The 14108-nt window shown below is 45.8% G+C and carries 10 protein-coding genes; 8 read left to right on the forward strand and 2 right to left on the reverse strand.

Going from position 1 to position 14108, the window contains the following annotated elements; genetic code table 11:
* Positions 1-23 precede the first annotated feature (23 nt).
* Complete coding sequence (gene glnE / locus AACR75_RS01445; RefSeq protein ID WP_047691533.1) at positions 24-2870, forward strand: bifunctional [glutamate--ammonia ligase]-adenylyl-L-tyrosine phosphorylase/[glutamate--ammonia-ligase] adenylyltransferase; 2847 nt, start codon at positions 24-26, stop codon at positions 2868-2870.
* Positions 2871-2933: 63 nt separating this feature from the next.
* Complete coding sequence (hldE, locus tag AACR75_RS01450; protein WP_017042672.1) at positions 2934-4364, forward strand: bifunctional D-glycero-beta-D-manno-heptose-7-phosphate kinase/D-glycero-beta-D-manno-heptose 1-phosphate adenylyltransferase HldE; 1431 nt, start codon at positions 2934-2936, stop codon at positions 4362-4364.
* A gap of 85 nt (positions 4365-4449) precedes the next feature.
* Here hldE and tolC read toward each other — a convergent pair whose 3' ends face one another.
* Positions 4450-5757 carry an outer membrane channel protein TolC gene (gene tolC / locus AACR75_RS01455; protein ID WP_017046499.1) on the reverse strand — a complete coding sequence of 436 codons (1308 nt, stop codon included), beginning with the start codon at positions 5755-5757 and terminating at the stop codon, positions 4450-4452.
* 234 nt (positions 5758-5991) lie between these two features.
* Here tolC and nudF point away from each other — a divergent pair, with 234 nt between their 5' ends.
* The 6 genes from nudF to parC all read left to right on the forward strand — a co-directional run bounded on the left by nudF (position 5992) and on the right by parC (position 12871).
* Positions 5992-6621, forward strand: coding sequence for an ADP-ribose diphosphatase (nudF, locus tag AACR75_RS01460; RefSeq protein ID WP_047691536.1), 630 nt, complete (start codon positions 5992-5994; stop codon positions 6619-6621).
* On the forward strand, positions 6609-7043 hold the full coding sequence (locus tag AACR75_RS01465) for a DUF1249 family protein (protein WP_017042669.1): 435 nt from the start codon (positions 6609-6611) through the stop codon (positions 7041-7043). The genes nudF and AACR75_RS01465 overlap by 13 nt, the downstream gene beginning before the upstream one ends.
* A 47-nt stretch (positions 7044-7090) precedes the next feature.
* Positions 7091-7912, forward strand: coding sequence for a 3',5'-cyclic-AMP phosphodiesterase (cpdA, locus tag AACR75_RS01470; RefSeq protein ID WP_047691538.1), 822 nt, complete (start codon positions 7091-7093; stop codon positions 7910-7912).
* Entirely contained in the window at positions 7902-8498 is a 597-nt protein-coding gene (gene yqiA / locus AACR75_RS01475) for an esterase YqiA (protein ID WP_013856059.1), read from the forward strand. Before cpdA ends, yqiA begins: the two co-directional genes overlap by 11 nt.
* A gap of 212 nt (positions 8499-8710) precedes the next feature.
* Complete coding sequence (parE, locus tag AACR75_RS01480; RefSeq protein WP_017042666.1) at positions 8711-10594, forward strand: DNA topoisomerase IV subunit B; 1884 nt, start codon at positions 8711-8713, stop codon at positions 10592-10594.
* Complete coding sequence (gene parC, locus AACR75_RS01485; protein WP_047691540.1) at positions 10595-12871, forward strand: DNA topoisomerase IV subunit A; 2277 nt, start codon at positions 10595-10597, stop codon at positions 12869-12871.
* Positions 12872-12942: 71 nt separating this feature from the next.
* On the opposite strand, the gene degS is transcribed toward parC, so the two are convergent.
* A complete protein-coding gene (gene degS, locus AACR75_RS01490; protein WP_026027274.1) occupies positions 12943-14007 on the reverse strand; it encodes an outer membrane-stress sensor serine endopeptidase DegS in 1065 nt (354 codons plus the stop codon).
* Positions 14008-14108 lie beyond the last annotated feature (101 nt).

A 14108-nucleotide genomic window follows, 5' to 3' on the forward strand; every position in this document is an offset into this window, starting at 1 on the left:
GTCTCAATTCACAAGGATGTCTCATGTTACTGCCTTCATCACTTCACGCTTTTGCGCATACCACCTATCAACATTTGCTAGAGCAACAACCGAGCATTGCACAGTGGTCCGAGCCATTGAAAAAACAGCTGTTGTATGTGGTCGGGATGAGCCAGTTTATCAATGAAGCATTATTGCGAGATGAACGGTTGTGTATGCAATTACCAGAAATGTTGGCGGGAGAGTCAAGGCTAGAGCATTACCGAGACGATCTCGCTATACAGCTAGAAGAGTGCAAAGATGAAATGTCAGGGCATCGTATTTTGCGTCAGTTTCGTAACCGTGAAATGGTGTACATCGCTTGGCGAGATTTCACCGCCAGTTGGACGTTAGAAGAGAGCCTTGCACATCTTTCAGCACTGGCGGAAGCACTCATTTTTGAGACTTACCAGTGGCAGTACGCTGTTTGCTGCTTCGAGTGGGGAACGCCAACTAACGACCAAGGTGAAGCACAACCTATGCTGATCATCGGTATGGGCAAGTTAGGTGGCGGTGAGTTGAACTTCTCGTCGGATATCGACCTCATCTTTACTTATCCTGAAAACGGTGAAACACAAGGCGCTCGCCGCAGCATCGCGAATGCGCAATTTTTTACCCGTTTAGGCCAGCGAATCATTAAAGCGTTGGATCAACATACCTTTGACGGTTTTTGCTACCGAGTTGATATGCGTTTGCGTCCTTTTGGTGAAAGTGGCCCACTGGTGATGAGCTATGCGGCGCTCGAAGATTATTACCAAGAGCAAGGGCGTGATTGGGAGCGTTATGCGATGATCAAAGCTCGAGTAATGGGGCGGGAAATGTATCCGCAGTACCAAGAGCTGCGTCAAATGCTGCGACCATTTGTGTTCCGCCGCTACATCGATTTTAGCGCCATTCAATCTCTGCGCCGTATGAAATCGATGATCAGCAGCGAAGTGAGACGTCGAGGGCTGCATAACAACATCAAATTAGGCGCAGGCGGGATCCGCGAAATTGAATTCATCGCACAAGTATTTCAGTTAATTCGTGGTGGACGAGAACCCAGTTTACGTCAGCGTGGACTATTAGAAACACTGGTTGCAATAGAAGAACTTGCCCTGCTCAAACCGCAAGAAGTGGCCGATTTACGACAAGCTTATCTGTTTTTACGTCGCCTTGAGAACCTATTGCAAGCGATGGCCGACAAGCAGACGCAAACCTTGCCAGACAATGAACTGGATCAACTTCGCTTAGCTGTTGCTATGCAATGCACTGACTGGGTAACGCTGCTTCACGAAACGCATCAACACATGACCAAAGTACATCAAGTATTTGCAACTCTGATTGGCGATGATGAAGAAGAAGATGACCACTGCGTTGCTAAACATTTTCACGAGCTGTGGGATATGGCGCACAAGTCAGATGTGCTTGAAACGATTTTTCAACAAGAGCTTACCTGTGATGATCCTGCCGGCATGGCGCATGTATTGATCCAATTTAAAGAGGATTTAGCGAAAAAAACGCTGGGCCCACGCGGACGAGATGTATTAAACCGGTTGATGCCAAAACTGTTCCAAGCGATTTTCATTCACCCAGATGCGCAGTTTGGCTTACCTCGTGTGCTGCATTTGATGTACAAAATTGTGACTCGAACCACTTACCTTGAGCTGCTAGATGAACACCCTGCGGCATTGACGCAACTGGTGCGTTTATGTACCGCAAGCCCGATGATTTCGGAACAGCTTAGTCGTTACCCCATTTTACTCGATGAACTTATCGACCCGCAGCATCTCTATAATCCAATGGAGTTGTCCGCTTATAAAACTGAACTGCGTGATTTTCTTGCTCGTATTCCCGAAGAGGATATGGAGCAGCAAATGGAAGGATTACGCCAATTTAAACAGATCTGCATTTTGCGTATTGCTGCTGCTGATATTGCTGGTGCTTTGCCTGTGATGAAAGTGAGCGATCACTTAACCTACCTTGCTGAAGCCATCGTTGAAGCTGTGATCAACCAAGCTTGGCAGCAAGTCAGTGCAAAATACGGCCAACCCACTCATTTAAAAGAGAGGGATGGTAAAGGGTTTGCAGTTGTTGGTTATGGCAAAGTGGGGGGCTGGGAGTTGGGCTACAATTCCGATCTTGATATCGTGTTTCTCCATGACTGCCCAGTGGATTGTTACACCGATGGCGCAAAAGAGATTGATGGCCGTCAGTTTTATTTGCGCTTAGCCCAGCGCGTGATCCACATTTTTGCCACTCGTACCGCCTCTGGTATTTTGTATGAAGTTGATACTCGTTTGCGCCCGTCTGGAGCGTCCGGTTTATTAGTTAGCCCCGTTGAAGCATTTGATGAATACCAGCGCAATGAAGCGTGGACGTGGGAACACCAAGCCTTAGTTCGAGCTCGAATGATTTATGGTGATGAGCCACTGCAACAGGCTTTCCATCGCACCCGCCATGAGATTTTGTCATTGGCAAGAGATGAAACCAAGCTCAAGCAGGATGTAGTCGCGATGCGGATAAAAATGCGCGATCATTTGGGGGGAAAGAAAAGTGGCCGTTTTATGCTTAAACAAGATGCTGGTGGCATCACTGATATTGAGTTTTTAGCTCAATATCTAGTGCTGCGTTTTAGCCATGAAAAGCCAAAATTGACGTTTTGGTCAGACAACGTACGCATTTTTGAGTCACTACTAAACCAAGGTGTGATGGACAAAGAACAAGCGCAGGCTCTCACCGATGCCTATACTTCGATGCGCAATCAGATCCATCATCGAAACTTGCTTAACTTGGATGCGGATGTTGACGAAAGTAAGTTTGTTGACCTGCGAAAACGAGTTACAAACGCTTGGCAGCAGTGGCTAGGTTGAGTGTTTTAGAGACTCAATGAGCTGTGTTACACTCAGCGCAATAACAAAAATTGGAGATCCACAATGAAACCAATCCTACCTGACTACAATGATGCAGGTGTATTGATTATTGGCGATGTGATGCTTGATCGCTACTGGTATGGTCCAACCGGTCGCATCTCACCAGAAGCCCCCGTTCCTGTAGTAAAGGTCGAGAATAGCGAAGAACGTCCAGGCGGCGCGGCAAACGTTGCAATGAACATTGCTTCACTAGGCGGTCATGCGCACATTGTTGGTTTAACTGGCGTGGATGAGCCAGCTAACGTTCTGACTGAAACGTTAACAGCGTTGAAAGTGAGTTGTGATTTTGTTGCTCTGCCAAATTATCCAACCATTACAAAATTACGCGTGCTAAGCCGAGGCCAGCAGCTGATCCGTTTGGATTTCGAAGATAAGTTTGAGAACACCGATCCAGAACTGATTTTATCTCGCATGGAGCTGGCGTTACCGAAAGTAAAAGCGGTGATCTTGTCCGATTACGCTAAAGGTGCATTAGAGCATGTGCAGCAATTGATCCAAAAAGCACGTGCAGCCAACGTTCCCGTTTTTATCGATCCTAAAGGAGCCGATTTCGAACGTTATCGTGGCGCAACATTGCTCACACCTAACATGTCTGAATTTGAACAGGTCGTAGGCAAAGTAAAAACAGAGCAAGAGCTAGTAGAAAAAGGCTTTGCCTTGATTGAACAGTTTGATCTTGGCGCGCTGTTGGTGACTCGCAGCGAACACGGCATGACACTGTTACAACGCAATCAGAAGCCATTCCATTTACCAACATTAGCCAAAGAAGTGTATGACGTAACGGGCGCTGGAGATACGGTGATTTCAGTGCTTGCAGCATCAGTTGCAGCAGGTAAACCACTTGATGAAGCGTGTGCATTAGCCAATGCGGCGGCGGGTGTTGTGGTTGGTAAACTGGGCACGTCAACCGTTTCAACCATTGAACTAGCGGAAGCGGTTCACGGTAGCAAAGATACTGATTATGGTGTCATCAGTGAACAAGCCTTAATTGATGCGGTAAAAGTGGCTCAAGCTCAGGGCGAAAAGGTGGTGATGACCAATGGTTGCTTTGATATTTTGCATGCAGGACATGTTTCTTATCTTAACCACGCAGCCAAATTGGGCGATCGCCTGATTGTTGCCGTTAACACGGATGAGTCGGTTAAGCGTTTAAAAGGCCCAGGTCGCCCAGTCAATACAACAGATCGCCGCATGGCGGTACTTGCTGCATTGGGCGCTGTCGATTGGGTGGTTCCTTTTTCTGAAGATACGCCACAGCGTTTGATAGCGGCTGTACTACCTAATTTACTGGTGAAAGGTGGTGACTATAAACCTGAAGATATCGCCGGTGGTGAAGAAGTGATTGCTGCGGGTGGAGAAGTCAAAGTGTTGAACTTTGAAGATGGTTGCTCAACCACAGAAATTATTGAAGCGATTAAAGGCGGTAGAGGCTAACATCGCGCCGTATCCTTTGGCATTTTGTATAAAATGAGCCAATCACGACAAAAAAGCCGCTGAATTGTCAGCGGCTTTTACTTTTTTAGCTGTCTGCTTTTAAGCCAGCGTTGATATCTAAAATATCTTGCTCACTCAAGGTGCCTACTGCTTGACGCAATTGCAGTACGCTCAGCACATAGTCATAACGTGCGTTAGAGAGATTTTTATTCGCATCGTAGAGACGGCGCGTTGAATCAAGTACATCAACAATAGTTCGCGTACCGACATCAAACCCTGCTTCGGTCGCTTCCAGTGCTGATTTCGCTGAAATAACTGACTGCTCATAAGCACGTAAAGCGCCAATAGAGGCATTGATGTTGTTGTTAAATGCGCGTACATCTTTCACAACGCTGCGATACGTTTTTTCTAAATCTTGGCTTGCAGCAACGTACGCAAATTCAGCTTGTTTGGTTTGCGAAGTGGTTTTTCCACCAGTGTACAATGGCACCGCAAGGTTAATACCGACATTAAAATCGTTATAATCCCCTTTAGAGCCGCTGTTATTATTACTTTCATCGCCGTACTTGTAGCCGCCATCAAGAGTCAGTGAGGGTAAGTGCCCTGAACTTGCTAATGAAATATTATCTTTCGCGACATCTTGAGCAATACGAGCGGTCAGCAAAGAGAGATTTTTCTGTTGGGCTTCTTCAAGCAGAGCATCAATCGGCTGCGTTGTTTTGCTGGCTGAAAAACGATTAGTATCCAACACACTTAAATCAGAATGTTCTTGGCCGGTAATTTCACGCAAGGTTTCATAACTATTGGTGAGGCTATTTTTTGCCAAAACTTCATCAGCAAGCACGCCGTCGTATTGCGCTTGTGCGTCATGCACGTCAGTAATTGCAGAAAGGCCGACTTCAAAACGTTGTTTCGTTTGCTCTAATTGACGAGCCACTGCCGCTTTTTCTGCACGGACAAATGCCAAGTTATCTTTGGCGCGAAGCACTTCAAAATAGGCTTGTGCAACGCGTAAAATCAGACCTTGCTGGGTGGCCGCATAGGCAGAATCCGCTTTGCGTGCATTCTTTTCTGCCGTGTCTAAAGAAACCCAACTTGAACGTTGATAAAGCTGCTGAGAGAAACTGATGCCTGCTGTGAGCTTATCACTTTCGCGTGCATCAATATCACTGCGGTTGATATTGTAACCAGCGGTCAGGTTGATTTGTGGTAACAGATCGCCACGGCTAGATGTTACCGCTTCAAATGCAGCATCACGTTGAGCTGCAGAGCTCAGTAGCTGAGGATCATTTTCTTTGGCTTGATTATAGATTTCAGTAAGAGTATCCGCCCATACTGAAGAACTCAGGCTGCCTAATGCTGCGCTGATGAATAGTGGAAGCAGTTTTTTCATTGGTCCTATTCCCTGCCTTAATATGTAAGAAGGTTACTTTTAAGGAGTTTAACTTAAATTGGTGGTAATTCACTCGAAACTTTGCACTTTTTTACACATAACTGTCCATCTGTGCAATAAAATTCGATGCTCGTTTAAAAATAAATATAAAATTTATATAAAAAGTTGAGCAATATCCTTGGTGATGGATGAATTCCATGATTAAACTATGAGATTCACTGAGCGAGGTTTCAAATGCAGCAGTCTGACAAACGGTACAACATTTTTACGCCCCAAGATGTGGACGTCATTTCAAAAGAAACACTGTTCCAAGGTTTTTTCCGCATGGTGAAATACCGCTTTAAACACAAGTTGTTTGAAGGTGGATGGAGTGAGGTGATTGAAAGAGAAATGTTTGAAAGAGGTCATGCTGCGGCTATGCTTCCTTATGATCCTGCGCGTGATGAAGTCGTGATTATAGAGCAAATTCGAGTTGGAGCACTAGAGCACGCCCATCCTTGGCAACTGGAGATTATTGCTGGAGTCATCGACCCTAATGAAACGTCCGAGCAGGTTATTCGTCGAGAGGCGATGGAAGAGGCGGGAATTGAAGTGAACCGAATCGAAAAAGTTAGCTCTTATTATCCATCATCTGGCGGATGCTCTGAATTACTCGACGTCTTTGTTGGTGAAATCGATGCAACGCAAGCTAAAGGCGTACATGGGCTTGACTATGAAGGTGAAGACATCAAAGTTCATGTCATGAGCCGTGAAGAGGCTTACCGCTTAGTGAAAAATGGCCAAATTGAGAATGGTGCCTCAATTATCGCTTTACAATGGTTAGAGCTAAACTATCAACAGTTACAATTGCAATGGCAGAATTAGCATTGAAGAAACCGTATCACGTTGATTTATCGGAACTAATGCGTGTGTACGAAACTAACTACGCGAAATTGAACGCTTTGTTACCAAGTCAGCCGAGCGTGGGTGACTTACGCTGTTATCAGGCTGCTCAAATGACCTATCAATTACAAGTGCTAGAGGTCACAAAGTACACAACTTTAGTGGAGATTTGTCAGAGTGATGACGTTTCAGTATTTCCATTACCGTCGATGTCTGTCAGGCTTTACCACGATGCACGTGTTTCCGAAGTGTGTGCAAGTGCGCGGATAAATCAGATCAAAGCTCGCTATGATTACCCGAATGAACAAATGATGCAAAAAGATGAGAAAGCGCAAATCAATCGCTTTTTAGGCGATTGGCTTACTTTTTGTTTAAAGCACGGGATTAGCCGAGCTCCAATTTAGTCTTCGTCATAGATGAAAATTAGTCATTCAATTTGGATTAATAAATTTTGAACGTGTCGCCAACTCTAGACAATTCAGACAGCATCAAGCTGCTACAAATTACCGATACGCATCTGTTTGCGCCGGATGATGGCAGCCTGTTGAGTGTTAATACGGTAGATAGCTTTCATGCTGTTGTGGCAGAGATCTGCGCGCAAAGTGTTGAATTTGATGCAATTCTGGCTACGGGCGACATCTCGCAAGATCATAGTGCTGAGTCTTATCTTCGTTTCTCTCGTGGTATTTCTTCATTAGAAAAAACTTGTTTTTGGCTTCCCGGTAATCACGACTTTAAACCCAATATGGGCGCCGTATTCCCGTCAGAGCAGATTCAACAGTCGGAGCATGTATTACTCGGTGAGCACTGGCAGATGGTGATGCTCGATTCTCAAGTTGTGGGCGTACCGCATGGACGGCTGAGCGATCAACAATTGGCTTTACTTGACGAAAAATTATCGACGCACCATCAGCGACACACTTTGATTGTGCTGCATCATCATCCTCTATTGGTGGGGAGCGCCTGGCTCGATCAACATAGCCTTAAAGACAGCGATGCTTTTTGGAATATCGTCACGCAACATCGCAATGTGAAAGCTGTCTTGTGTGGTCATGTTCATCAAAATATGGATAAACTCCATCACGGTGTCCGAGTGATGGCCACTCCCTCGACCTGTGTACAATTTAAGCCCAATTCAGATGATTTTGCTTTGGATCGTACTTCCCCAGGATGGCGTGAATTGACGCTATCTGCTGATGGTCAAATAGAAACTCAAGTCAAACGTTTAGCTAACGGCGCATTCCAACCGGATTTTAACGCTAATGGATACTGAGATGCCTACACGTCAACCTATGCTGCTTTATATTCACGGTTTTAATAGCTCGCCGCTGTCGCACAAAGCACAAGTGATGGTGAAGTATTGCCAAATGCAGCGTCCTGATATCAAAGTGATGGTGCCTAAGTTACCCAGTTTTCCCGCGCAAGCTGCGGAATATCTACTTGATCTTATTCATCAACATCAAGATCAATATCGTATTGCGCTGGTGGGGAGTTCATTAGGCGGGTATTTGTCTATTTGGTTAAACCATTTGTTTGGTTTTCGTGCCGTGGTGATAAACCCAGCAATCAAACCGTATGAATTATTGGTCAATTTTTTAGGCGAACAAGTCAACCCCTACACGCAAGAGCACTATCGGCTAGAGGCGAAACATATTGAAGAGCTCAAAGCATTAGAGGTTAAAATTAATGACGTCACGTCATTTTGGTTGTTGCAACAAATGGGTGATGAAGTCTTAGATTACCGTCAAGCCGTCGCTAAATTGGCGGGAGCAAAACAGACGGTTGAATTTGGCGGCGATCATAGTTTTGTGAACTTTGAGCGATATCCGCGACAAATCATCGAATTCCTAGATCTCTGACCGATTCATTGAGGGGGGAGTCATAATTTTACCTGTAACTTACTTATCTCGCTTGACATAAGCAAGGCTCTTCCAGACTATGTCCTATCTATACTTTTGCAGTTTGTAATGCTGAAAAAATCAGCGTTGTTGTCGTTAATTAATCACAAGCACATCATTGATAAACTGCCGAAAAAGTAACGAATCATTTATCTATAAAAGCATTCCGTATTATGACTGAACAATATAATGCTGGGGCCATTGAAGTTCTTAATGGTTTAGAGCCAGTACGTCGCCGACCTGGGATGTATACGGACACCGCGCGACCTAACCATTTAGGCCAAGAAGTTATCGATAACAGTGTCGATGAAGCGCTAGCCGGATATGCCTCCAAGGTACAAGTTATTCTCCACGCAGATCAATCACTTGAAGTGATCGATGATGGGCGTGGTATGCCTGTTGATATTCACCCTGAAGAGAAAATATCAGGCGTTGAGCTTATCTTCTGTAAATTGCATGCGGGTGGTAAGTTTTCAAACAAAAGCTACCAGTTCTCCGGTGGTTTACATGGGGTAGGTATTTCCGTAGTGAATGCCCTATCCAAGCGTGTGGAAGTGACCGTTCGCCGTGATGGGCAAATATATGAAATGGCGTTTGAGCACGGTAATAAAGTCGAGGAATTGACGGTAACTGGTACCTGTGGTCGTCGTAATAAAGGGACGAGTGTCCACTTTTGGCCCGATACCAGCTACTTTGATTCGCCTAACTTTTCAGTGACTCGCCTAATCAATAATTTGCGCGCTAAAGCGGTACTTTGCCCGGGGCTCGAGATCACCTTTAGTGATAAGGTTAACAATCTTGAGCACCGTTGGTACTACGAAGACGGCCTAAAAGATTATCTCGCAGAAGGCGTAAAGGGTTACACCTTATTGCCCGAAGAGCCATTTACGGGTGAGTTTGTCGCTGAAACTGAAGCGGCCAACTGGGCAGTGATTTGGCTACCTGAAGGTGGTGAGATGATCACTGAAAGCTATGTTAACTTAATCCCTACCGCACAAGGTGGTACGCACGTTAACGGCTTACGCCAAGGGTTGCTCGATGCGATGCGTGAATTCTGTGAATTCCGCAACCTGTTGCCGCGTGGCGTTAAGTTAACTGGTGAAGATGTCTTTGACCGCTGTTCTTATGTGTTGTCGGTTAAGATGCAAGACCCACAGTTTGCAGGGCAAACCAAAGAGCGCCTTTCTTCACGTCAAACCGCGGCTTTTGTTTCAGGTGTAATAAAAGACTCCTTTAGTTTATGGCTGAATGAAAAACCACAACTCGCTGAATTACTTGCCGAAGTGTGCATAGCCAATGCGCATCGCCGCATGCGAGCCAGCAAAAAAGTGGTACGGAAAAAAATCGCATCAGGCCCCGCGCTCCCCGGTAAATTGACCGACTGTTCAGTGCAAGACCTGAGCCGCACGGAAATCTTCTTTGTCGAAGGGGATTCAGCAGGCGGCAGTGCTAAGCAAGCGCGCGATCGTGAATTTCAAGCGGTTATGCCACTGCGTGGGAAAATTTTAAATACGTGGGAAGTCTCGGCAGACCAAGTGCTGGCTTCACAAGAAGTGCATGATATTTCTGTTGCGCTTGGGATTGATCCTGATAACGACGATCTCGATGGATTGCGTTACGGTAAAATCTGTATTCTCGCAGATGCGGACTCTGATGGTTTACATATTGCCACCTTGCTCTGTGCCTTATTTACCAAACATTTCCGAGCATTAGTCAAAGCGGGTCATATTTTTGTTGCGATGCCTCCTTTGTATCGGATCGACTGCGGCAAAGAGGTCTTTTATGCACTCGATGATGCTGAAAAAGAGGGCATTTTAGAGCGACTTAGCCAGAAAAAAGCCAAAATCAACGTACAGCGATTTAAAGGTTTGGGTGAAATGAATCCGCTTCAATTGCGTGAAACAACGATGGATCCAAACACGCGCCGCTTGGTGCAACTGACCATTGATGATGCTGAAGCAACGGATGAGATGATGGACATGTTGCTAGGTAAAAAGCGTGCAGATGACCGCCGCGCATGGTTGCAACGTTATGGTGATATGGCAGAGGTGCAATAAATGTCAACTGAAATAACCTTTGATGGTGTTGAGAAACTGCCGCTGCGTAAGTTCACTGAAGACGCCTATCTCAATTATTCGATGTACGTCATCATGGACCGCGCACTGCCTTATATTGGCGATGGTTTAAAACCGGTACAGCGACGTATTATTTATGCGATGTCGGAGCTTGGACTCTCGGCGTCAGCCAAGTACAAAAAATCAGCGCGTACCGTTGGTGACGTGCTCGGTAAATACCACCCGCACGGTGATTCGGCCTGTTACGAAGCGATGGTATTAATGGCACAACCCTTTTCTTACCGCTATCCACTGGTGGATGGTCAAGGTAACTGGGGTGCTCCGGACGATCCAAAATCCTTCGCGGCGATGCGTTATACCGAAGCGAAACTGTCTAAATTCGCTGAAGTTTTACTGGGTGAGCTTGGACAAGGCAACGTTGATTGGCAGCCTAACTTTGATGGCACAATGCAAGAACCACAAATGCTGCCGGCGCGTTTACCTCATATTTTGCTCAATGGCGTCACGGGAATTGCGGTGGGCATGGCGACCGATATCCCGCCACACAATGTGCGTGAAATTGCCGATGCGACGATTCACCTGATCGATAACCCGGAAGCGCAACTGCATGATGTGATGCAGTACGTGCAAGGGCCAGATTATCCGACCGAAGCGGAAATTATTTCACCCAGAATTGAAATTGAGAAAATATATCGCTCAGGTCGCGGCAGTATCAAAATGCGCGCGGTTTGGCATAAAGAGGGGAGTGATGTTGTGATCACAGCATTACCTCATCAAGTCTCAGGCGCTAAATTGCTCGAACAAATCGCTAACCAAATGCGCGCGAAGAAATTGCCAATGGTTGAAGATTTACGCGATGAATCGGATCATGAGAACCCTACGCGTATTGTTATTGTGCCGCGTTCTAACCGCGTAGATTGTGACTTGTTGATGAGCCACTTGTTCGCATCAACCGATCTAGAGAAAAGCTTCCGTGTTAACTTGAACATGATTGGCTTAAACAATCGTCCTGAAGTGAAAGGTTTAGTGACCATTCTTTCTGAGTGGATTGAGTTTCGTCGCACCACGGTTCGCCGCCGCTTACAGTACCGTCTTGATAAAGTCATGGCGCGTTTGCACATCTTGGAAGGTTTGCTCATTGCTTATCTGAATATTGATGAAGTGATTGAAATCATTCGTACTGAAGATGAACCTAAAGCGGTACTTATAGCCCGTTTTGGTATTAGTGCTATTCAAGCCGATGCGATTTTAGATACCAAACTTCGCCACTTAGCCAAACTTGAAGAGATGAAGATTCGTGGTGAGCAAGATGAGCTTGCCAAAGAGCGCGAAAAATTAGAGCAGTTGCTTGGTTCTGAGCGTCGCTTGAACACATTGTTGAAGAAAGAGATCAAAGCGGATGCTGAGAAGTACGGTGATGATCGCCGTTCACCACTGATTGAGCGAGCTGAATCTAAAGCGTTGACTGAGCGTGACCTTGTGCCAAGTGAAGCGATCACCGTTGTGCTTTCGGAAAAAGGCTGGGTACGTCATGCCAAAGGGCATGATGTGGATTGCCAAAGTTTGAGCTACAAATCCGGCGACCAGTATTTGGCTCATGCTTGTGGTAAGAGCAATCAACAGGTCGTATTCTTGGGTAGCGATGGTCGAAGTTATTCGCTTGAAGCTCACTCGCTACCTTCGGCGCGCAGCCAAGGTGAACCGATTACGGGTCGTCTCAACATCACAGAGGGCTCGTCTATTCGCCAAGTAGTGATGGGGGAAGAGGATCAACTCTGGTTAGTGGGCTCGGATGCCGGTTATGGTTTTGTGTGTAAAGGTGGTGAACTGCTGTCGAAAAACCGTAGTGGTAAAGCCTTAGTTAATTTGCCTGAGAACTCAGAGGTAATGACGCCACAGGCCATCGGTAATTTGGAGTCTGATGACATTTTAGCGATCACGAATCAGGGACGAATGTTGCTATTCCCAATCAAAGATTTACCACAGCTAACCAAAGGCAAAGGCAACAAAATAATCAATATTCCTGCGGCTAAGTCCAAAGAGCGTGAAGAGTTTGTGTCACACTTAATCTCCTTGCCTCAAGGATCGGCTATTACGCTCTATGCCGGCAAACGCAAACTTGGTTTAAAAGCCAGCGATCTAGAAAACTTCCGTGGTGAGCGTGGACGTCGAGGTAGCTTGCTGCCGAGAGGGTTACAACGTGTTACTGCGATTGAGATTGAATCAGAACTTAGTGATTCAGATCTTGAGCAAGAGTAAAAATCTATAAATAAAAGCCCCCTTCGTGAGTTGGGGGCTTTTTTATGTCTCTTTATTTTTGGTGGTTTAGTTTATTCGCGTAGGTCTTCAACAATTGTCACGGGAAGTGTCATCTCTTCACCTTTACGTAAGATAAGCACATCGACAACGGTTCCTGGGCGCAAGTCAGTGACAATTTCCATCACACTCTTGCGACCATTAATTTTTTTACCGCCAATTTTTAGAATAATGTCCCGCTCTTTAAAACCAGCCGTTTCCGCAGGGCCATTGGGGTCAATGCCCAACACAACTATGCCGCCAATATGTTCACTGCCAAGTAAGCGAGATGTTACTGGGGTAATATCTTGCCCATCAATACCGATATAGCCGCGAATCACGCGTCCATCAGCAATGATTTTTTCCATAATGGTATTGGCTAATTTGTAGGGAATTGCGAATGATATACCATCGGTTTTCATTTCAGTTGCTTGTTGAAACGAAGCCGTGTTAATACCTACGAGCTCTCCTTGAGTGTTGACCAAAGCTCCACCGGAATTGCCTTCATTGATGGCCGCATCAGTTTGGATGAAAGCTTGACGTCCATCGGTACTGACTGATGAACGTTCAGTGGCAGAAATAATACCAAAAGTAGTGGTTTGTCCAAGGTTGTATGGATTGCCAATGGCCAGTACCACATCGCCAACTTTCACCGAGTAATTGGGATTTTGTGGAATAACGGGAAGGTTCGTTCCTTCGATTCGCAAAATTGCGATATCCGTGCGTCGATCTTTGCCTACTAATTGCGCGGCTGCGAGACGGCCATCTTGTAAGGCCGCTACGATTTGGTCGGCTTGGGCTACTACGTGATAGTTAGTAATGATGTACCCTTTCTCGCTCACAATCACACCAGAGCCTAACCCTTGAATCGACAGTTTACTGCGATCGCTTTCGGTGTATTTTTGGTTGTAAATATTGACTACAGCAGGTGCGGCGCGGCGAACGGCTTGGTTAAACGAAATTTGCAAAGAGAGCGCATTGGGAGACTCTTCGGCCGCGATTTGCGGGAGAACATTTGAACGTAGCGAGGGAACCGCTAGTAAAATAACAACAGCAGCGAGAAGCCCAAGCCCCACTGAACGAAGTAAAAAATTAAGCATATCTTCCCCAAACAAAACCCGCTATATACTCAGCTTATTTTACACCTGAGCTTGAGAGAGGAAGAATAGCACTACATGATTGAATAAGAAAAGGGCAGCAT

The sequence above is a fragment of the Vibrio sp. ZOR0018 genome (assembly GCF_963865925.1).
GTDB classification, from domain to species: domain Bacteria; phylum Pseudomonadota; class Gammaproteobacteria; order Enterobacterales; family Vibrionaceae; genus Vibrio; species Vibrio anguillarum.

Bases quoted from the DNA above. Each gene is read 5' to 3' on its own strand.
- glnE (WP_047691533.1), top strand. From the start codon at position 24: ATGTTACTGCCTTCATCACTTCACGCTTTTGCGCATACCACCTATCAA.
- yqiA (WP_013856059.1), top strand. From the start codon at position 7,902: ATGGATACTGAGATGCCTACACGTCAACCTATGCTGCTTTATATTCAC.
- tolC (WP_017046499.1), bottom strand. From the start codon at position 5,757: ATGAAAAAACTGCTTCCACTATTCATCAGCGCAGCATTAGGCAGCCTG.
- hldE (WP_017042672.1), top strand. From the start codon at position 2,934: ATGAAACCAATCCTACCTGACTACAATGATGCAGGTGTATTGATTATT.
- AACR75_RS01465 (WP_017042669.1), top strand. From the start codon at position 6,609: ATGGCAGAATTAGCATTGAAGAAACCGTATCACGTTGATTTATCGGAA.
- nudF (WP_047691536.1), top strand. From the start codon at position 5,992: ATGCAGCAGTCTGACAAACGGTACAACATTTTTACGCCCCAAGATGTG.
- degS (WP_026027274.1), bottom strand. From the start codon at position 14,007: ATGCTTAATTTTTTACTTCGTTCAGTGGGGCTTGGGCTTCTCGCTGCT.
- parE (WP_017042666.1), top strand. From the start codon at position 8,711: ATGACTGAACAATATAATGCTGGGGCCATTGAAGTTCTTAATGGTTTA.
- parC (WP_047691540.1), top strand. From the start codon at position 10,595: ATGTCAACTGAAATAACCTTTGATGGTGTTGAGAAACTGCCGCTGCGT.